The sequence below is a fragment of the uncultured Sneathiella sp. genome (assembly GCF_963973085.1).
Lineage (GTDB): Bacteria > Pseudomonadota > Alphaproteobacteria > Sneathiellales > Sneathiellaceae > Sneathiella.
In genome coordinates, this window is record NZ_CAXAXA010000001.1 from 471,986 (window position 1) to 490,461 (window position 18,476).

The 18,476-nt window shown below is 58.0% G+C and carries 19 protein-coding genes; 9 read left to right on the forward strand and 10 right to left on the reverse strand.

Annotated elements, in window-relative coordinates:
- The first annotated feature begins 13 nt into the window (after positions 1-13).
- Positions 14-646 carry a LysE family translocator gene (locus AACZ19_RS02225; RefSeq protein WP_339630715.1) on the forward strand — a complete coding sequence of 211 codons (633 nt, stop codon included), beginning with the start codon at positions 14-16 and terminating at the stop codon, positions 644-646.
- Here the strand turns inward: AACZ19_RS02225 and AACZ19_RS02230 are convergent.
- Together AACZ19_RS02230 and AACZ19_RS02235 are read right to left on the reverse strand one after the other, a co-directional pair.
- Positions 596-2,470 carry an ATP-binding protein gene (locus AACZ19_RS02230; RefSeq protein WP_339630717.1) on the reverse strand — a complete coding sequence of 625 codons (1,875 nt, stop codon included), beginning with the start codon at positions 2,468-2,470 and terminating at the stop codon, positions 596-598. The two genes, AACZ19_RS02225 and AACZ19_RS02230, sit on opposite strands and share 51 nt — an antisense overlap.
- A gap of 11 nt (positions 2,471-2,481) precedes the next feature.
- Positions 2,482-3,522 (reverse strand): TAXI family TRAP transporter solute-binding subunit, encoded by a 1,041-nt coding sequence (locus AACZ19_RS02235; RefSeq protein ID WP_339630719.1) that lies wholly within the window; start codon positions 3,520-3,522, stop codon positions 2,482-2,484.
- Positions 3,523-3,663: 141 nt separating this feature from the next.
- Here AACZ19_RS02235 and AACZ19_RS02240 point away from each other — a divergent pair, with 141 nt between their 5' ends.
- The 5 genes from AACZ19_RS02240 (at position 3,664) to AACZ19_RS02260 (ending at position 6,770) form a co-directional block, all read left to right on the forward strand.
- Positions 3,664-4,536, forward strand: a complete 873-nt coding sequence (locus AACZ19_RS02240; RefSeq protein ID WP_339630721.1) for an alpha/beta hydrolase — start codon at positions 3,664-3,666, stop codon at positions 4,534-4,536.
- A gap of 27 nt (positions 4,537-4,563) precedes the next feature.
- A complete protein-coding gene (locus AACZ19_RS02245) occupies positions 4,564-4,950 on the forward strand; it encodes a nuclear transport factor 2 family protein (RefSeq protein WP_339630723.1) in 387 nt (128 codons plus the stop codon).
- Positions 4,951-5,586 carry a LysE family transporter gene (locus AACZ19_RS02250; protein ID WP_339630725.1) on the forward strand — a complete coding sequence of 212 codons (636 nt, stop codon included), beginning with the start codon at positions 4,951-4,953 and terminating at the stop codon, positions 5,584-5,586.
- Positions 5,583-6,071: an N-acetyltransferase gene (locus AACZ19_RS02255; protein WP_339630727.1), complete on the forward strand. Its 489-nt coding sequence runs from the start codon at positions 5,583-5,585 to the stop codon at positions 6,069-6,071. Before AACZ19_RS02250 ends, AACZ19_RS02255 begins: the two co-directional genes overlap by 4 nt.
- A 144-nt stretch (positions 6,072-6,215) precedes the next feature.
- Positions 6,216-6,770, forward strand: coding sequence for a hypothetical protein (locus AACZ19_RS02260; RefSeq protein ID WP_339630729.1), 555 nt, complete (start codon positions 6,216-6,218; stop codon positions 6,768-6,770).
- 4 nt (positions 6,771-6,774) lie between these two features.
- Here the strand turns inward: AACZ19_RS02260 and AACZ19_RS02265 are convergent, their stop codons facing one another.
- Genes AACZ19_RS02265 through AACZ19_RS02275 form a run of 3 tightly spaced genes read right to left on the reverse strand, consistent with a single transcriptional unit; the run spans position 6,775 to position 8,272 of the window.
- Positions 6,775-7,371 carry a DUF2238 domain-containing protein gene (locus AACZ19_RS02265; RefSeq protein WP_339630731.1) on the reverse strand — a complete coding sequence of 199 codons (597 nt, stop codon included), beginning with the start codon at positions 7,369-7,371 and terminating at the stop codon, positions 6,775-6,777.
- Positions 7,372-7,394: 23 nt separating this feature from the next.
- Positions 7,395-7,814, reverse strand: a complete 420-nt coding sequence (locus AACZ19_RS02270) for a cytochrome c (protein WP_339630733.1) — start codon at positions 7,812-7,814, stop codon at positions 7,395-7,397.
- The gene (locus AACZ19_RS02275) at positions 7,811-8,272 is read right to left on the reverse strand and encodes a VOC family protein (protein ID WP_339630734.1); all 462 of its coding nucleotides are present in this window, start codon (positions 8,270-8,272) and stop codon (positions 7,811-7,813) included. The genes AACZ19_RS02270 and AACZ19_RS02275 overlap by 4 nt, the downstream gene beginning before the upstream one ends.
- A 46-nt stretch (positions 8,273-8,318) precedes the next feature.
- Here AACZ19_RS02275 and AACZ19_RS02280 point away from each other — a divergent pair, with 46 nt between their 5' ends.
- Positions 8,319-8,729 (forward strand): lipocalin-like domain-containing protein, encoded by a 411-nt coding sequence (locus AACZ19_RS02280; RefSeq protein ID WP_339630735.1) that lies wholly within the window; start codon positions 8,319-8,321, stop codon positions 8,727-8,729.
- A gap of 3 nt (positions 8,730-8,732) precedes the next feature.
- Here AACZ19_RS02280 and AACZ19_RS02285 read toward each other — a convergent pair whose 3' ends face one another.
- From AACZ19_RS02285 to AACZ19_RS02305, 5 genes are all read right to left on the reverse strand, one after another.
- Positions 8,733-9,524, reverse strand: a complete 792-nt coding sequence (locus AACZ19_RS02285) for an enoyl-CoA hydratase-related protein (protein WP_339630737.1) — start codon at positions 9,522-9,524, stop codon at positions 8,733-8,735.
- 89 nt (positions 9,525-9,613) lie between these two features.
- Positions 9,614-10,078: a hypothetical protein gene (locus AACZ19_RS02290; protein WP_339630739.1), complete on the reverse strand. Its 465-nt coding sequence runs from the start codon at positions 10,076-10,078 to the stop codon at positions 9,614-9,616.
- A gap of 113 nt (positions 10,079-10,191) precedes the next feature.
- The gene (locus AACZ19_RS02295) at positions 10,192-10,824 is read right to left on the reverse strand and encodes an RT0821/Lpp0805 family surface protein (protein WP_339630741.1); all 633 of its coding nucleotides are present in this window, start codon (positions 10,822-10,824) and stop codon (positions 10,192-10,194) included.
- Positions 10,825-10,913: 89 nt separating this feature from the next.
- Positions 10,914-15,263 carry a translocation/assembly module TamB domain-containing protein gene (locus AACZ19_RS02300; protein ID WP_339630743.1) on the reverse strand — a complete coding sequence of 1,450 codons (4,350 nt, stop codon included), beginning with the start codon at positions 15,261-15,263 and terminating at the stop codon, positions 10,914-10,916.
- Positions 15,263-17,023, reverse strand: coding sequence for an autotransporter assembly complex family protein (locus AACZ19_RS02305; protein WP_339630745.1), 1,761 nt, complete (start codon positions 17,021-17,023; stop codon positions 15,263-15,265). Before AACZ19_RS02305 ends, AACZ19_RS02300 begins: the two co-directional genes overlap by 1 nt.
- Positions 17,024-17,359: 336 nt before the next feature.
- Here AACZ19_RS02305 and AACZ19_RS02310 point away from each other — a divergent pair, with 336 nt between their 5' ends.
- Both AACZ19_RS02310 and AACZ19_RS02315 read left to right on the forward strand, forming a co-directional pair.
- Positions 17,360-17,989 carry a DUF6134 family protein gene (locus AACZ19_RS02310; protein ID WP_339630746.1) on the forward strand — a complete coding sequence of 210 codons (630 nt, stop codon included), beginning with the start codon at positions 17,360-17,362 and terminating at the stop codon, positions 17,987-17,989.
- Between the two features lie 107 nt (positions 17,990-18,096).
- Complete coding sequence (locus tag AACZ19_RS02315; RefSeq protein WP_339630748.1) at positions 18,097-18,474, forward strand: PilZ domain-containing protein; 378 nt, start codon at positions 18,097-18,099, stop codon at positions 18,472-18,474.
- Positions 18,475-18,476: the final 2 nt, after the last annotated feature.

The following is an 18,476-nucleotide window of genomic DNA, read 5'->3' on the forward strand; positions in this document are numbered from 1 at the left end:
CGGGAATACCCAGATGGACTATGGAAAGATGGCTTTGGTCACCTTGTTTGCCATTTCGATGGTTGGCTCTCCGGGACCGGTGAATATGCTTCTGATGGCCTCCGGTGCGAACTTCGGTTACCGGCGGTCATTTCCCTTCCTGATCGGAAGCATATCGGGGTTTCTGCTGGTCTGCATTGCGACGGCGCTGGGGCTTGGCACGCTGTTTACGACTTCCCCAGTCCTGCAGCTTGTCTTCCTCGGCGCCTCGCTTTTTTACATCCTGTATCTTGCCTGGCGGGTGGCGATGGCCAACCCAACGCTGGCGACAGCGACGGAGCAGCCGGGATTCCTCTCCGGGATTGTGCTGCATCCGCTTAACCCAAAAGCCTGGGTGACCATCGTCGCCGCTTATTCGCAGTTTATTTCGCCCGATGATAGCTACGTGACCCAAGCCATTGTTATTATATTAATTTTTCTTATCGTCAGCCTGCCCTTCAACTCGCTCTGGTGCTACGGCGGTGACATTCTGCGGCGGCTGGTGACCTCAACACAGATCATGCGGGTGATCAATATATCGCTGGCGGCGCTGATGCTGATTGCGGTCGGCTTCGCGCTAGTTCAGGCGGATGTGCTGAAACCCCTGCTCGCTACCCTCGGCAGCTGATATTTCGTTCCAGTTCGCCTCGGCCATGCGCATGGTGCGCTCCGGCGGGAAATGCAGGGTGCAGACGGTCCCGACATCCACTTCGCTTTCCAGGGTAAAGGTCGCGCCGTGAACATCGGCAAGCATCTGGACAAGCGTCAGGCCAAGGCCGGTGCCCTCGTTATTGCGGGCGTAGGAGGTCTGCACCTGACCGAAGCGGTCGAGAACGCGCGGAATATCTTCTTCTGCGATGCCGATTCCCGTATCGGTCACCCGGATATCAAGGCCGTTGTCTTCGCGGATCACAACCGCAACCGTTATGGAACCGCCCTTGTTGGTGAATTTTACCGCATTGGAGACAAGATTAACGATGACCTGCTTGATCCGGGTCTCATCCCCGATGAAGACGGGCAGCTTGTCCGGCACCTCGGCAACCAGTGCAACCCCGGCCTCAAGCGCGCGCACGGACAACATCCGGAAACAGGACTGGATGACCGACGCCAGATCGATTTTCCGCTCGGAAAGCTGAAGCTGTCCGGCCTCGATCTTGGCAACGTCCAATACGTCGTTGATCAGGCCCAGGAGATGCCGACCGGCGCCATGAATATCCGATGAATATTCCTTGTAGTTCGGATGGCCGAGACTGCCGAAGGCCTCGGAGGTCAAGAGCTCGGAAAAGCCGATGATGGCGTTGAGCGGGGTACGGAGTTCATGGCTCATATTGGCGAGGAATTCCGACTTGGCACGGTTGGCAAGTTCCGCCATTTCCTTCGCCTTGCGCAAGTTCACCTCGCCGCGCACACGGTCGTTCATATCCGTCAGCGTGCCTTCGAGATAGAGCAACCTGCCATGATCATCGAAGACACCATGGGCGTTGATCGCACCCCAGGTCATCGTGCCGTCTTTTCGCTTCCACTGGTAGATTTCGTCGATTAGATACTGCTTCTTGGAGAGCAGCATGAGATGCTTGAGGGCAATATCCGGGTTGTCATAAACATCCGCTGCCAGCGTCGAGACCGTGTTTTTCATATCTTCGGACGATGAATAGCCGAGGAAGGTGGCGAGCGCCGGGTTGACATCCATCAGGCTGCCGTCGGCATAGACCTGGAAAATGCCTTCCGTCGCATTTTCATAGATCCGGCGGTGCTTGAGTTCGCTGCGCTCCAGCGCGATTTCAGAAACCCGCCGGTTGTAGATATAATAGATCAGCACGCCGGCGAGCCCGGCGAGTCCCAACAAGACCAGCAACACGGCATCGCGGAAAACATCGACCTGGTTTGCCTGATCGCGCAGCAGTGTGACGGCAATGTCATTAGAGTGGTCGTTCAGCTCTTCTGCCTTCTCGAGGGCTTCCTCTGCCCGCCCGAGCGCCGTCGAGAGCACAACATCGGAGGTTGGCGGCAAGCCGCCGATGCCCTCCTGCATCCATTGCTGAATATCATAGAGCGCCGTTCCCAGAACGCCATAAATCGCTGCCGTGCCGATCAGGTTGTCAAATCCGTATTGGACGCGCTTCTGGGTCAGGAGCACATGTATATCCGTCAGATTTCCGCGGATCAGTTCGATAACCTCCTCACGTTCGGTTCCGGCTACCTGCCTGGCGATTGCGATATTGTGAGTGATCTCATGGATGTTATAGAGAATGTCCGTCATCGCCTGCGAATCCTCTACCACCTTAAGCGGAATGGATTCCTCGATACTGGACAGCGTCACCTGAACATAACGCACCGTGCCGATAACGAACAGGGTTAGTATCAGAATGGCGATAATATAGTTGTTCTGCCGCTTCAGCAAATTGCTGGGTCTCATTTTCCAGGCAATATTGGACAGTTTCTGGGCGATCATCTGAACGGGGCTCAGTTCGGTTTCATGTTCGATTTCAGGGAGGCGACAGAGGGCATGACCTCGTCATAATATCGTTGTGCCCCTGGATGCAGCGGTACGCTCATCGAGGCAAAGGCCGATTTCAGATTGATCGTGTTCAGCTTCGGATGGATGCCGAGTTTCCGGATGCTCGGCAGGTTTTCCCAGAAAGTTTTTGTAATCTGATACACCATTTCGGGACTCTGGTCTTTATGTACAACCCAGAGTGCGGCAACGCCAAGCGTGCGCACCTGCCCGACCCCGTTATAGCTGTCAGCGGGAATCATCGTAGCGGAAAAAAAGGCATTGTCCTTTGTCAGCCGTGCCGCCACGGACCCGTCTATCGGGATCAGCGTAACCAGCCCTTCTTCGTTCAGTTCCGTAATCGCGTTTGACGGAGTTCCCGCAACCACGAAGAAGGCATCTAGCTCGTCGGCGCGCATTTTCTTGATCGCATCCACCGGCTTGATATATTGCGCCTTTAAGTCACTCTCCTGGAGACCATAGGCTTTCAGGATAATGCGGGCGGCGACAAGGGTGCCGGAACCGGGATCGTCCAGCGAGACGCGGCGACCGCGAAGATCGTTTATATTATCAATGCCGGAGCCCTTGCGCGCGACAAGGTGGATATCCTCCCGATAGAGGCTGGCAATGGCGCGAATATCCTTAAACGGCTCGCTGTCCTTGTAGATACCGGTGGCAGTGTGGGCCCAGAAGGCGACATCGGACTGGGAAAAGCCGCTTTCGATATGACCCTCTCGAATATCCTCGATATTGGAGACCGAACCGTTGGCGGTCTGGGCAACGGCCAGCAGACCCGCGACCCCGCAGGGCGCCGGCGCGCAGTCTTTGGCACCAGTGGGGTTGGTGACGGCGCGGGCGACGCCTTGTCCGACAGGATAATAGGTGCCGCTGATGCCGCCAGTGCCGATACGGAACAGGCTGGTTTCCCCAGCGATCGCGGTCTGCCCACCCCAGGGCGAATACGCCGCCAAAAGAAATCCGGCGAGGATGAGTGAAAAGCTGATACGCATTATACTTTCCTTGTTAGTCGGCAAGAATTGTCCTTTTCCCACGCGGAGACAGCCGGTAAGATGTTGTTTCAAGCCTTGACCCTAACATGGCCGCGTTAATGAGCCGTAAACAACGTCCGGACGTGCCGGATCGACAGCCGAATGGATATCATGCAAGACACCGCCGCAAAATCCCCGGAAGACATCGAGTTTCTGAACAGCGAATATCTGCCCCGCCACAGCGTGCCGAACGTCCAGCGCTATTTTGACACAGCCGCCGAGCGTAGCACCGCGGCGCGGGCGCGTCTGGTCGGTGAGCTTGATATCGCCTATGGCGACACAGCGCTGCAGCGGCTGGATATTTTCCCCGCATCCCGGCCCGGTGCCCCTGTCTTCATTTTCATTCATGGCGGCTATTGGCGTGCCCTCGACAAGAGTTTCTACAGCGATATCGCCGAGCCTTTCGTGGCCGCCGGGGCAACGGTTGTCGTGCCCAACTATGACCTTTGCCCGGACGTGTCAATCCCCGATATTGTGGCGCAGATGCGGAAGGCGCTTAAATGGTTCCACAGCAATGCCCAAAAATATAACGGCGATGCGGACAAGATTTATGTCTGCGGCCATTCCGCGGGCGGGCACCTGACCGGGATGATGATGGCGACGGACTGGACGGCGATGGGGCTGCCCGCCGATCTTCTGAAAGGCGCGGCGCCGCTCAGCGGTCTTTTTGATATCGAACCGCACCGCCATACGGACCTGCAGGTCGATATCCGCCTGAGTGCAGAGGACGCAGCGGCGAACAGTCCGCAGAACCTCCCCATTACCGCGCGCTGCCCGGTGATCTGCGCCGTCGGCGGCGGGGAGAGCGCGTCTTTCCACCGCCAGTCAAAGGAGTTCAGCGAGAAATGCCGCGCCGCAGGCCTGCCTTGCGACTATCTGGAAACCGGGAATGACAACCATTTCGAGATTACCGAGCGGCTGCACAAGCCCGACGATCCGTTAACGCTTGCCCTTTTGAAACTGATGGGGCTCTAATATAGAAAACAAACCGGGAGACCTGCCATGACAACAACCCTGACCGACAGCCGCGAAAAGCTCTCCGCCCTCACCGATCAATTTGTCGCCGCCTTCAACCGGCAGGATATCGACGCGGTGATGTCGTTCTTCGCCGAAAACGCGGTGTATCGCGACGCCTACGGCAAATCGCACGAGGGGCTTGCCGCCATCCGCAAGGCGTTCGAGCCGGTGCTGAACGGCAAGCTCGGCAAGATCAACTTCGCGGGCGAGGATCGCTTCATCGATGCGGAGGCCGGCAAGGTGATGGACAGCTGGGTCCTGCACATGCATATGGGCGAAGGCGCCGACAAGGAGGCGAGCATGACCGGCCTCGACCTTCTCTCTTTCGAGAAGGACAAGCTGGTGCGGAAAACGACCTACCGGCGGGGATAGATGATGGATATCACGCTCATACTGCTCTCGGTTTTCGGGATTTTCATTCCGGCGCTGATGCTGCCGGGGCCGGATTTCATCGGCGTCGTCCGCTCCTCGATGACCGGGGGCACGCGCGCCGGACTGCTCACTACCCTTGGTGTCTCGCTCGGCCTGCTGATGTATGCGAGCCTCAGCCTGCTCGGCCTCTCGGCCATTCTCGTGCAGTATGAATGGCTCGCCTGGACGGTGCGCGTCGCGGGCGCAAGCTACCTGATCTATCTCGGCATCCGGCTGTTGCTGGCAAAACCCGCCAAGGTGGAGATTGACCCGACCGCGCAGAAACCGGCCCGAAACGCGCTCCTCTTCGGCTTTATGGTGACGCTGACCAACCCGAAAGCGGTCGTGCTGTTCACCAGCGTTTTCGCGACGGCGGTAACGGCGGAGACGCCAAACTGGCTCCTCCTCCTGATGATCGCGCTGGTGTTCGCAAGCTCCCTCCTCTGGTACACCATCGTCAGCCTGTTCATGTCGAGCCGCCCGGTCATGACGCGCTTCGCCAGGGCCAGCCACTGGATCGAGCGGACGGCCGGGGCCTGCTTTATCGCCATCGGCGGCAAGCTGCTGAGCGACGCGCGTAATCCGTTAAGCCCGTGAGCCTCACCCTCCGCGATGAACGGCCCGAGGATACGGCAGAAATCCGTGAAATTATCACCGCCGCCTTCGGCCAGCCGGAGGAGGCTGATCTGGTCGAGGCACTCCGTACCGCGAACGACCTCACGCTGTCGCTGGTGGCCGAGGAGGACGGAAAAATCATCGGTCATATTGCGCTCTCGCGGCTGAAATCCCCGGCAAACTCCGTCGCCCTCGCGCCCGTCTCCGTTGCGCCCGACCGGCAGGGCGGCGGCATCGGCGGCGCGCTGATCGTTGAGGCCATCGCCCGCGCGGACAAAGACGGCGAGGCCCTGATCTTCGTCCTCGGCGACCCCGCCTACTACACCCGCTTCGGATTTTCCGTTGGCACCGCCGCGCCCTTCGACTGCATTTATGCCGGGGAATATTTTATGGCGCTGGAACTCGGGGAGGGAAAGGTAGCGGTTGAGCCGGTTGTCTACGCGGATGCGTTTGGGAGGTTGGGGTAGTTGACAAATCATGCTGGTGGGAGGCGACAACATTCTGCGCTCGCAAATGACCCCAGGTCCCGTTACCGCCAATCACTCTAAAAGATTGATTTTACGTATTTCTATAATTATAAAAATTGAAACTGCAAAGCCGAGATTTTTCAAGTGTCAATTGATGATGAAATAATCGAAATTCGTTACAGTCGAAAGCTGGCCGCTTTGCTGATGCTCGCCAACGGTTTTTTTGCCGTGGCAAGCATTTTGTTTTTGAACATAGATATATCCGATTTTTGGGGTAGCTTAACAAAAGGAATAGAAACACAAGAAAAAGGTTGGGTTTACGTTTTGGGATTTCTCTTATGCAGCGCCCTTTATTTACGCGCTGTCTACCGATTTTTCGACCGGCGAGTTCAAGTAAGAATTACCAATGAAGGCCTTTATAACCGCGATTGGCCAAGGAAATTAATTCCCTGGTCTGAAATTAAAGACTTTGAGCTATTCACTATCCGGCCACACAGAACTCTAGGATTATTTCCCATTCGATTTGCAGCCATCACCTTAAATACGACTGATAATAAAAAGAGCGATGAATTTCCTACCAAGCTTTTCAAGTATTCTGTACCCGGCGATTTAGCTATAATAATGACCGGGTTAAATTGCTCCTATAAAGACGTTCTTGCATATATGAAAAAGGCCCATACAAATTATAGCGTCAAATAATCCGTCACCCCACCCTCGCCAGTTGCCGGTCATGCGGCCTTGACAGCAACAACAGCGCTAGTATCGCCCCCAAGAGCGCCAAGGCCATGTCGCTTTGGGTGTCCCAGATATCGCCTTGCGTCGCGAGGAAGGCGGCGGCCTCTTCTCCGCTTATCAGCGCGACGGCCCATTCGATCAGCTCGTAGAAGGCGCTGAAGGCAAGGCAGATGGAGACGATGATGAAATTCCGCCAGCCCGCGAAATTCACGATTTTCAGCCGGATCAGGATTTCGCGGGCGATGATCGCGGGCACGAAGCCTTGGGCGAAATGGCCGACGCGATCATAATGGTTCCGCTCAAAGCCGAACCAGGGCTTGATGGTGTCGAACAGCGGCACCTCGGCATAGGTGTAATGCCCGCCCACCATCAGGATGACACAATGGATGAGGATGAGCGTGTAAAGCAACGGCGTTAAAGGGAATTTTTTATAGGTCAGCACGAGGATGGCAAGGCCGATCAGGGCCGGGACAACCTCCAGGAACCAGATGAAATAGCCCTTGGGCTCGATTGCCGACCAGATCAGCACGGCGAAATAAATGCCCAGCCAGATTACTTTCCACATGCCTGCTTCCCCTTGTTTTGCCCCTAGTCAATGCCGTTGGCGCGCTGGAGTTCGCGGATATAGAGGACGATCGCCGCCAGTTCCTCCTCTGTCACCGCCGCGACCGGCGGCATATCGCCGAACGGCCAGTGATGCGCCCGCACGCCCGCTTTCGCGGCGCGAAAGAAGCTGGCGTCGCCATGATGGCCGGGCTCATATATTTTATGAACCAGCGGCGGGGCGATCCCCTCCTGCCCTGCGGCATTGGCCCCGTGGCAGGAGGCACAGCTGGCATCGAACGCGACCTTGCCGCGCTCTGCCGCCACCGTCAGCTCCGGCACGGTGACGGAGACCATCGGCGCACCGCTCCCGCCGTCTCCGTCCTTGCCGGCCGTCAGCAGATAATATCCGCCGCCGATCAACAGCAGCAGCGCCAGCGCCGCCCATAATTGCTTCTGCTTCATGCTGCGGGTGGGCCTTTCAGCTCAACGACATTGCCTTCGGGGTCGCTGATATAGAAGGACGGGCCCTCGCCCTCCGCGCCGTAGCGGCTCTTGAGGTCGCCTGCGTCTATGCCGTGGCTTGCAAGGTGGGCGCGGATTTCGTCCGCGTCGAACGGTTCCACCCGGAGGCAGAAATGATCGAGGTTGCGCCCTTCCTTGCCCGGTGCCGCGCCGCCCATCTGCCCGAGCGTGCCGTCAACGGGGACGATGTCGATCAGGGCCGTCCCGGCGCGAAGCTGATAGAGGCCGATGCCTTCCTGCACCTTCTCGACCGGGCAGCCGAGCACCTGCTGATAGAAGGCCATCATCTTGTCGAGGTCCTTCACCCGCAGCACGATATGGTCGATATTGCTGATTTTAAACATATTTGCCTTCCCTTTTCCGGTCGTTGATTTTACAGCTTTTAGCGGCCGCGCCAAGCTGCTAACTTGAAGATTACATAAGAACAAGAAAAGGAAAATTCCAATGATGACCCGCGACGACCTGATCGGCACCTGGCGCCTGAAAAGCTGGACAAGCCTCAAGAACGGGGAACCGGTCGGCTATCCCATGGGCGAGGATGCGAAGGGCCAGATTATCTATTCGCCGGAAGGACGGATGAGCGGCTTCCTGATGCGCCGCGACTTCGCCGAGCAGTCGCGCGACACCGCGGCGAGCCCGGATATCTGCCTCGCCTATGGCGGCGATTTCCGCGTTGAGGGAGACGATGTCATTCATGACGTCGATGTCGCGACGGTCCCCTACTGGATCGGCAACCCGTTGATCCGGAAAGTGGCGCTTCAGGGGGCGGATGTCCTCCTCAAGACCAAGCCGGAGACCACGTCATCGGGCAACACATACGAGCATCACCTGCTGTGGGAACGGATCGGCGGCTAGCGCCTAGCGGCCTTTCCAGACGGGCTTGCGCTTCTCGGCGAAGGCGCGCGGGCCTTCGATGCGGTCTTCCGAGTTCATCAAAGCCTCGAACGCGGGGTAGCTTTTCTGGTTGGTGATTGCATCGGCGAGCGACGGCTCATCGAGGCTGCGCATGACTGTTTCCTTGGACGCGCGAATGGCAAGCGGGCTGGCGCGTAGGATCATCTGGCACCAGCGGTCAATCGCTTCCTCCATCGCGTAGGGCGCGACCACCTCATTAACGAAACCAAGCCGCTCCCCTTCCGCCGCATCGACACTGTCGGAACTCAGGATCATGCCCATCGCCTTTTTCAGGCCAATCTGGCGCGCAAGCCGGTGCAACCCGCCGCCGAGCGCAACCGCGCCGACCAGCGGTTCGGGGAGGCTAAAGCGGGAATTCTCCGTGGCGATGATGATGTCGCAAGCGAGCGCAATCTCGAACCCGCCGCCATAGGCGATACCATCAACCGCCGCAATCACCGGCTTGGCGAGGTCATAGCGCTCGATCAGGCCCGCATAGCCGTTCTTGGGATAGTCCCGCGCCTTGGGGTCCTTGCTGGCGGCGATGGCTTTGAGGTCGCTGCCCGCGCAAAAAGCCCGCTCTCCGCGTCCGCGCAGCACGCAGATATACTGATCCGCGTCGCCTGCAAAGGCATCGAGGGCACGCTGCATCTCCGCATGCATCGGCGGATTGATGGCGTTTAGCACTTCCGGCCGTTCAAAGGTGATCCGGGTAATATGGTCGTCCGTGGTGACCGAAATAAATTCATAGCTCATGCGGGGTTCCTTTTCCGTCGGGATCTTCTTTGTTTTTTGCCATCATAGCAATCAAAGACGAGAAACCCACCAGAAAAAAGCGCCTGCGGTCAGCCTTTTACCAAAATCATGAGCTCGATCAGGTTGATCATATCGTCGAGCTCCGGATTAACTTTGGCAAAAGCTCCCAGAGCCGTTTCGTCATTTCCGTTCTTGACCGTCGAGAACAGCATCATCTTGTCTGGCGCCGCCGCTTTCACCGCGCGGAGAAAATAGATATTGCGCGCCGCCAGCGCCAGATGCAGCGCCGTATTCTTTGCTCCGTCTTTGCTTTGCGCCGTTAAATCCGCTCCGTTTGAGAGCAGCAGGCTGACGAGGCCCGTCATGTCCTTTTCCGGCACATTGTCATCATCGGCGATCAGACAGAGAAGCGTATAGCCGTTCCTGGGCTCACTTGCCTTTGCAAGGGAGGGGTCTTTTTTCACGGCCTCCTGCAGGTCGGCATAGTTTTGCGTCTTCAAAAAGGCGAGGGTATCCCTTGAGAGGGTCGTCGGGGTATTATCCGTATCGGTCATGCTGGTTTCTTTCCTAAAGGCTGAGCGCCGGGAAACCCCGGGCACACATCCTCAAGGACGCCGGAAATGACAATCTGTGACGCGGAAAATACCCCTTGTTCCGCGTAAATGGTTCAGTTCATCAGCTTCCAGCTGCCATCGACCTGGCGGCAGGCGGTACCGTAGCTTTTCTCGATCTTGCCGTTAATTTCCGCCTCGGCGGTGTACTCGCGGCAATATTCTCCGCTTTTCTGCTGATAGGTCCGTTCCGGGCTGATTTCATACTCGGCGCCGTTCCGCGGATTGTTCCAGACGATTTCCTGACCGTCTTCGGCATGTTCCATAGCCTGACCGACGCAGTTCTGGTCAACCTCGTCCATGCTGCGGCCGATCGCCCCGCCCAGCAGGTAACCAATGATCGTGCCCCCGGCGACGGCGACAATCTTGCCATCGCCCTTGCCGACCTGCGATCCGGCAACACCGCCGACGGTCGCCCCAAGCACGCTGCCCAGCAGTTCGCGATTGCATTCGCCAACATCAATGCCGAACGGAACGGCAATGGGAACCGGGGCAGCGTAATAGCCCTTGTTTTTCTTGCCCTTGCCTTTTTTCATCTGCTTGTCGCGATAGCCATGGGCGGGCGCCCAAGGGGGTGGGTCGGCCTTGACCGGCGCGATATCAGCTCCGACAAATCCCAGCGCCAGAACCGAAACCATCGCAGTCTTGAGCATTCGGCCTTTAGTCGCATGCGCATTGAACATCACCATTTTATCCCCTTGATCAGATAAGAGTTCATTCGATTGTCGAAGGTAAGGATGAATTATGTCTTAATCCGGGCAGGCAAAATCCGGAACAATCAGTAGTCCCATTTCCAGAAAATGCCGACGCTGCTGTCCGTTGACTGGCCAACCTCGCTTTCGACCGAGATATTGGGCGTCAGCTCGATCTGCACCTTGGCACGGGTACTACCGGAGCCCGCCCCCTGATCGACGCCGACATAGACGTTGTCGGTGACATACTTACCGACGCTCACCTCCGCCGCGCCGGTTTCTTCATTGGTGCTGGCGCTGATCACATCGACACCAAGGGTTTCGCGCGCAAAGCCCGTGATGCCGCCCCCGCCGCCAAGTTTGCCCGAGAGGGTCGCAATCGTTTCCGCAAGCTGAACCGCCTCCAGCGCCGAGAGTTTGCCCGATGATTTGCCGAACAGGACATGGGACAGCACCTCATCCTGCGGCAGTCCGTCGGGAGAGGTGAAGCTGATTTTCGGGTTCGAGGCAGTGCCGGATATGGTCACGATGGCCGTGACGTTCGGCCCGTCATAGCGCGCCTTCAGCGACAGCTCCGGATTGATCGTCTCGCCGCCGACCAGCGCAATCTCCCCTTCCTGGAGCTTGAAGCTCTTGCCGGCGAAGGTGAACTGGCCCCGCACCGGGCTGATTTGCCCCTCGATCCGGGGCTGCGCCGCAGTGCCGCGGACAATGAAGTTCCCTTGCCATTCGGAATCCAGGCCGCGCCCGCGAATGAACACCCGGCCCGGCAGATGCAAATCGAAATCCAGATTGATCGTGGATTGCGTTGCGACAGTCTCTTCCTTCTTTTCCGGCGCGCCGGGCCGGTTGACCACCTCATACTGCAAATCGACGATATTCGGCGCGACCGAGCCGCCGATATTGATCTCGACTTCCCGTGTGGTCACGCTCCCCTCGACATAGAGGTTGCTCGTCTCGCCCTTGACGATGATATCCCCGTCCGTGATGACCGTGATATCATCGCGATTGACGGCCAGCAGCCCCGCCATGGTAGTCGTTACATCGACACGCGGATCGGTCAGCGTCTCGAAATTAACGGTGCCCGAGGATTTGACCGTACCGCCCTGATTGTCAACCGCGCTGGTCTCGATCGTCAGGACCTCGCTATTCGCGATATCCGCCTTGATGGAGATATTCTTGAGAATTGTGCCCTGCTCGATTTCCTCGAAATAACCGTCAGCGAGGCGTAAATTGCCGTTGATTTCCGGCGCGTTGATCGTGCCCGTTACCATGGCATCGGCGGTAAGCTGCCCACTCATCTTTTGAGTATCCATCGCAAGAAGCGGCCATATCTTCTTGAGTTCGCTATCAATATCGAGTTTGGCATTAACCGGTTTATCCTCATCAATCCGGACATTGAACGGGTCGAGCGAGAGGTCGAACGGCAGCCGACCCGTGATGTCAATGGTGGTCGCCTCCAGCCCCGTGACATCGCCGGTGACGGCCAGCTCTCCGTCTTTCAGATCGGCGGTGACGGTGCTGGCAAAGGCCGGAAGCTCGGCATATTCCTCGCCCGTCAATCGCACCTCCGTGGCCTTGAGGGTGAGCGTTCCGGTCGCGGGGGTCCCTTTCTCGACGGAGAGCGTCGCGCCCCCGTTAAGGCCACCGGACATTTCATAGGCCGGATCGACAAGCGCCACCATATCGACGGGCAGGTTGCTGAAATCGAGTTTGGCCCGCGCCGCCGCGGACGTCAGGCTACCGGACGCCTGCATCTCCCCTTCCCCGAAGGCGAGGACGAAAGTATCCAGCGTAATATCCTCCCCCTCCAGCGTCAGGGCGAGCGGCTGCGTCAGCGCGATCTTCCGTCCGGCGAACGCCCCGTCGAGGGCGGCCAGCCAGATTTCCGTCGCTGTATCGCCGAGTTTCAGATTACCGCTGCCGGTAAGTTCCAGCTCCGGCTCCGCCCCGCGCGTCAAAGCGATACGATAATCAAGATCCTTGAAGCCACCGTTTACGCTGGCGGACACTGACTTGAGTTCCTGCGCCGCGAGGCGGATATTGGCAATCTCCGCCGTCGCCTCAAGTGCGGGGGCATCGAAGGCGCCAGTCATCGACGCTTTTGCCGTCAGCGTTTCAAGGGCAACATCAGCAGACTCAAGCTGCAACGCCTTGCCGTTGACGGTGGCGTTGATCGCCTGCTCCCCGCCCTGATCGGCCAGTGTCGCCGCAAGGTCGAGGCTGCCCGCAGCGGTTTCACCTGCTAATGCCGCAACCGTTGCCAGATCAGGAATGGTCGCCTTTACCTCGCCGGTCAGCGGACTGCCATCGAAAGGCACTGTCAGATCGCCGGCGATCTTATTGTCCTGCTCGGTAACGCTGAGGTTGGTGAGATCCAGACGGCCGTAGTCGGGCAAGGCAAAATCAGCAGCGGCAAGCGCCGTCAGCTTGTCATGACGGAGGCGCAGGGAAATTTTCCCGTCAGGCGAGGTTGCAAGGGCCTGCACCTTTACTTCCGCATCCAGCGCGCCGAGCGCCATGCCATCCACATCGAGATTGGCAACATCGAGCCGCCCGTCGATATCCGGATCTGCGAGCGCGCCGGAGAGCGTCGCCTGCAACACCGCGTTCCCTTTAATTGGAATGGTCGCAATATCACTCAGCGGCGCGAGCGCGGGCGTCTTGGCCGTCAGGTCCGCCTCAATTGTCTCGAACGACATCGGAAGCGCCGCCTGGCCCGTTACCTCGCCGGAGGCAACTGCCAGCAGGATATCAGTGAAGGTCAGCTTCTCATCGGCCATGTCGATCTTCACATCCAGTGTCGGTGCCGACCCGACAAGCGGTTGCAGGCTCGCGTCCTGCATGTCGAACTGCTCCGTGCGGGCTTTCAGCGTGCCGCTCATGGTCTGACTGATATCCGGGCTGGTAAGGCTGAGATCGGCAACCAGCTTGCCCGCCATCGGCAGGGCGCGGGACAAATCGTCAAGGGTGAGCGCAACATCCGCTTCGGCGCTCAGGTCCGCGATATTGAGCGCGCCCGCCCCTTCGGCCGTCACATGCGCGCCCAGCAAACGAAGTGTCGTGAGGTCCAGCTTCTCCGTCTCCAGGGCATAGGTCAGCTCGAAATCGATGTCGAGATTTTCACCGATGAGGCTCACCGCCTCCGGCGGCAGTTTCGAGAGGTTCACCAGTGCGGCAGAGCCTTTCAGCGGGATCACCTCCATGTCGGCAAGATCCAGCTTGGAGGTAAAGGTGCCCGTCACCTCGCGCGCGGCGAGGCTGTCCTCGATATCCAGTTCCGTTGCCTTGACCAGCGCGTTGGCGGTCATGGCATCGAAGGTGCCATCGAGATCGAGGGTGATCGTGCCGCCGGAAATCGCAGCGGGCGCCATCAGCTTGTTGACCTCGGCGGTATCGCGCAACGTCGTGGTGAGGGAGAGTTTGACCGCCTCGTCGGCGGGGTTGACGGTGCCGCTGGCACTGACCTGCAACACCGCATTCTCCACATCGGCAGAGGTGAGCGTCACTTCCGTTGTTTCCGTATCATAAACAAGCGCGGCGGCGATGGAGATGCGCGAGTCATCAACCAGCGGAATGTCCGCCGCCAGCGATTGATCGAGCGCCGCTCCGCCGTCAAGATCGATCCGGATTTTCTCCCCGCCCTCCGTTTTTATGACGAAATCCGCCTCGAATATCCGGCCCGCGCTGGCCTCCAGTTGCCCACTCCACCCATTGAGGGGCCCCTCGCCAACGACGGTTGCCTTGATCGCCGGGTAGCCCGGCAGCGCGAGAAGACGCGAAATCAGCCCGCCCTCGGGCTCCTCAAGCCGGACATCCACCGCCAGGGTTTCCTTGGCAGGATCAAAATCAACACTGCCGTTAAGGCCGCCATCGCTGCCCTGCTCGGAAAGCCTGATCTCGCTATGGATGACGTCATCGATTTTTGCATTAAGATTAACCAAAAGGCTCAGATCCGCCGCCTGCCCGACAACCGGCTCAGCGATTATTATCTCCGCAATCTCGAAACGGGATAGGCGGATATTGACCGGCAACGCGGGAAGGCCGGGGGCGCTCTCCGTCTCTTCTTCCGACGGCGGAAGGACGGGTTGCCGGTCGAGCTCCAGCCGTGCCGCCGTGATGGCGTTGATATCGAGTGTGCCACTCAGCAACTCAAACGGGGACCAGGAACCTTGGATATCCTCGATCCGCAGCCATTCGCCCTGCGCGTCTCGCAGGCGGACGTTCGCAATCGAGAAGTCGCCGAGGATATTCCCCTCCAGCGGGCCCAGCTCGATTGTCAGGCCGTCCGGGTCATTGACCGCAGACTCGATCTCGGAGACCAGCAGCGCCCGCCCGCTATCGGTCTGCAAGAAAAGATAAGCGCCGCCGACCAGCAGGACAGCAATCACGACCGGCGCCAGAATTATGGTGGCGATAAGCGTCTTGCGTGTCATTAGAAGGCCTGACCGATACTGATATAAATCTGATAGGAATCATCGACGTTGGGCCGCTTGTTGAGCGGCACCGCAACATCAAGGCGGATCGGACCGATCGCCGTGTAATAGCGAAAACCGAGACCGGCGCCCCAGAGGAATTCACCGGAGAAATCAGGCGCCATGCTCTCATAGACATTGCCGCCCTCGATAAAGGGGACGATGCCGATACTGTCAGTGATCTTGACCCGGGCCTCGAACCCGACTTCAAGCAGGGACCGCCCCCCAATGGGATCATTATTGGCATCGAGCGGACCAACCGTCTGATACTGATACCCCCGGACGGAGCCGCCGCCGCCGGAATAGAAACGCTTGGGCGCCGGGATCGCGTTTGCGCTGTCCCCCGCCATCATGCCCAGCTTGGCCCGGGCCGCGAGGATCAATCTTTCCTTATCGATAACGGAGTAATAGGTCGAGCCATCCAGCTCCAGCCGAAGGAAATCCGGCGACACATCATTCAGCCCGAGATAGGGCACCAGTTCGGCGCTGAACCGCCGTCCCTTCGTCGGATCGAGCAGGTCGTCGGTGGAATCATAGCGCGCCGTCAGCGGCAATCCGGCAAGCGCATAACTTTCCTCGACACCGCTGTCGTCGATCTCGGCATATTCCAGCGAGACACCGGCGCCCACCACCCATTTCTTGCGCCACCGTCGGTCAATCCCGACAAAGGCGGTCACGGAGTCTTCGTCATAGGCCTCGGTATTTTCCTGCTTGATATCAAAACTGGCATTGAGATTATGGTCCAGCCTGATGAAATTCGGCTTCACATAGCTGATTTTCAACTCCCGGCGGATTTCCGCAATCGTCAGGTCGGCCCGGAGCTTCTCTCCCTGGCCGAACATATTGCGATTCTCCCAATAATACTGCGTACCAAAGCCTTCACTGGTCGAGTAACCCGCGCCAAGGCCGATGGAGCGATGCTCCCGTTCCTCAAACATCAGGGTGATGGGCACGGTGCTGTCGGCCTCGGCCTCTTTTCGTGGTTTCAACCGGACGCTGTTGAACAGCCCGGTGCGGAGATAGCGTCGCCGGAGCTCATCGAGAACCCGTGTGTCATAGAGCTTGCCCGGCTCCCATGCCGCAATCCGCCGGACATAGTCCTCCTCCACCGTTTCCAGCCCTTCAAGCTTCAGCTCCCCCATATAGAGGCGCGGACCGGCATCGATGGTGACGGTCACCTCCATGGCGTCGGTCGCGAAATCGACAACAGCCTCCTGATTGTCAATGCGGGCATCCGGATAGCCGCGATTGGTCAGTTCGACAATTGCCTGGGACTGGGCGTTCACTACCGGTTCGGAGCGGGCCGGCATGCCGATCTCGATCCCGAGATCCGAGAGCTTCGGCACCTCCGGGTTCTCCGCGCCCTTGGTAAAGCCGATATCGAACTTCGTGATCCGGAAAAGCGGACCGGGGTCAATATCGAAGGTGACCGCGATGGGCGACTGCTTCTCGTCAATCTTGAAGGTAACCTCGTTCGCGTAATAGCCTTCCGAGCGGAGCACCTTCTGAAACCCCTCCACATCTTCCTCCGCCCGGCGGCGCAGGGCGGCCTGGCTGGCGGGTGTCTTATCGGAAAGCTGTTCCAAGCGGGAGGACTGTTCGAGCAGGTCGTCAATCGCATCGCTCGGTGCGCCGTTGATGGTTACGTCATAGCTGAAATCTGGCGCGGCCGTCTTCGAGACATCCGACTCCGCGGCCCAAACCGGCAAAACGGCAGCCATCGGCAACAGCGTCGCCAACAGCAACAGAACAGGGAAATTTTTAAAACGGCAGAGAAGCAAGATATCAAATTCTCGGATAAGGCCGGGAGACGCATTCCGGGCAAGGGCCAAAGTTCAGTTTTTGCAGCATTTTCTATTGTCTATAAACTAATGTTCCGACCCTACAGAGTCTAGGTCGGCGGTAAATAAAAGCCGGAAAACAAAAATAGCGAAAACAACTATATAGAGATTATACTTTGAATATTACATCTATAAATATATACTTCGATAACATCATTTTTACACAAATCGCCGCCAAAGGCTGTATAATGGAAGTTATCATTCAGGAGAAGACATATGTTTCGCCCCCTATTCGCCCCAATCATGGTCATCGGCCTCTTCGCCGGGACCGCCCTTGCCGACAGCTCGCAAAGGAACATGTTTGCCTCGGTCTATCTCAAGGGGGACAAGATCGGTCAGGTGCATCTCACCACGGTCCGGAATGAAAAAGGAGAGGTTGAGAAGCTGAAGGCCAACGCCTCTGTTTCGTTCCTTGGCATGGAAGTCTACGGCTTCACCCAGAATCTGAAAGAAAGCTGGAGCAGCGGGGAGTTACAGGAAATGGATGGCAAGACTGATGACAACGGCACCGCCCATGAAATCGCCCTCACTCGCAATACCGAAGACTACAAGGCAACCTATAACGGCAAGGAGCTGACCCTGCCGCTCAACGCCTTCCCGACTTCCCCCTGGCACTACGCCATCACGGAAAACACCCTGCTGTTCAATATCGTCGATTTCGAACTGCTGAACGTCAAGATCGCCAAGGATGCGGAAACCGTCGACGTCGGCGGCAAAAGCGTTGAAGCGGAAAAATTCACCTTCACCGGCGACTGGCAGGCCAAGCTCTGGTTCGACAAGAACAAGGACTTCGTGAAAGGCGAATATGACGTCTCCGGCCGCCAGGTCACCGTCATTCTGGATTGAAACTGCAGACGATTTTCATAAATTTAGCCAGGATTTTTCACGCCGAATTAATCTCTTTTCGATTTACTGGCTTCTCGGTATAGTGGCCGGGACAGGTAACAGTAGGATTGGGTAGGACAATTTCGGAACAGAATGACACTGGCGCTTCCGGGCTCGACAAGCGGAGGTATAAACGGAAAACGGTCATGTGGAATGGCAAGTTGTCCCTGCTCTGGGGGGCCCGCCTGGTGGGGAATGAGCAGACGGTTCCCGGCGTAGTGCGCGATCTTTCGGTGACCGGCGCCCGGTTCCAGACAAAAGCGGATTTCCGCCCGACCAACGAGGTGATACTGGAAGTGCCGCGCTTCGGCGCGTTCAATTGCCATCTCGTCTGGCAGAACGGCCGGGTTGTCGGCCTCAATTTCGTCGATCCGCCGGAATTTATCTACAATACGGTCAATACAGCGCTACCCGGCATCTCCCTCGACCCCAATCCGGTTGCATAACG

Coding starts and splice junctions, on each gene's coding strand:
- AACZ19_RS02225 (WP_339630715.1), top strand. CDS start 14: ATGGACTATGGAAAGATGGCTTTGGTCACCTTGTTTGCCATTTCGATG.
- AACZ19_RS02230 (WP_339630717.1), bottom strand. CDS start 2,470: ATGATCGCCCAGAAACTGTCCAATATTGCCTGGAAAATGAGACCCAGC.
- AACZ19_RS02235 (WP_339630719.1), bottom strand. CDS start 3,522: ATGCGTATCAGCTTTTCACTCATCCTCGCCGGATTTCTTTTGGCGGCG.
- AACZ19_RS02240 (WP_339630721.1), top strand. CDS start 3,664: ATGGATATCATGCAAGACACCGCCGCAAAATCCCCGGAAGACATCGAG.
- AACZ19_RS02245 (WP_339630723.1), top strand. CDS start 4,564: ATGACAACAACCCTGACCGACAGCCGCGAAAAGCTCTCCGCCCTCACC.
- AACZ19_RS02250 (WP_339630725.1), top strand. CDS start 4,951: ATGATGGATATCACGCTCATACTGCTCTCGGTTTTCGGGATTTTCATT.
- AACZ19_RS02265 (WP_339630731.1), bottom strand. CDS start 7,371: ATGTGGAAAGTAATCTGGCTGGGCATTTATTTCGCCGTGCTGATCTGG.
- AACZ19_RS02270 (WP_339630733.1), bottom strand. CDS start 7,814: ATGAAGCAGAAGCAATTATGGGCGGCGCTGGCGCTGCTGCTGTTGATC.
- AACZ19_RS02280 (WP_339630735.1), top strand. CDS start 8,319: ATGATGACCCGCGACGACCTGATCGGCACCTGGCGCCTGAAAAGCTGG.
- AACZ19_RS02285 (WP_339630737.1), bottom strand. CDS start 9,524: ATGAGCTATGAATTTATTTCGGTCACCACGGACGACCATATTACCCGG.
- AACZ19_RS02290 (WP_339630739.1), bottom strand. CDS start 10,078: ATGACCGATACGGATAATACCCCGACGACCCTCTCAAGGGATACCCTC.
- AACZ19_RS02295 (WP_339630741.1), bottom strand. CDS start 10,824: ATGGTGATGTTCAATGCGCATGCGACTAAAGGCCGAATGCTCAAGACT.
- AACZ19_RS02300 (WP_339630743.1), bottom strand. CDS start 15,263: ATGACACGCAAGACGCTTATCGCCACCATAATTCTGGCGCCGGTCGTG.
- AACZ19_RS02305 (WP_339630745.1), bottom strand. CDS start 17,023: ATGGCTGCCGTTTTGCCGGTTTGGGCCGCGGAGTCGGATGTCTCGAAG.
- AACZ19_RS02310 (WP_339630746.1), top strand. CDS start 17,360: ATGTTTCGCCCCCTATTCGCCCCAATCATGGTCATCGGCCTCTTCGCC.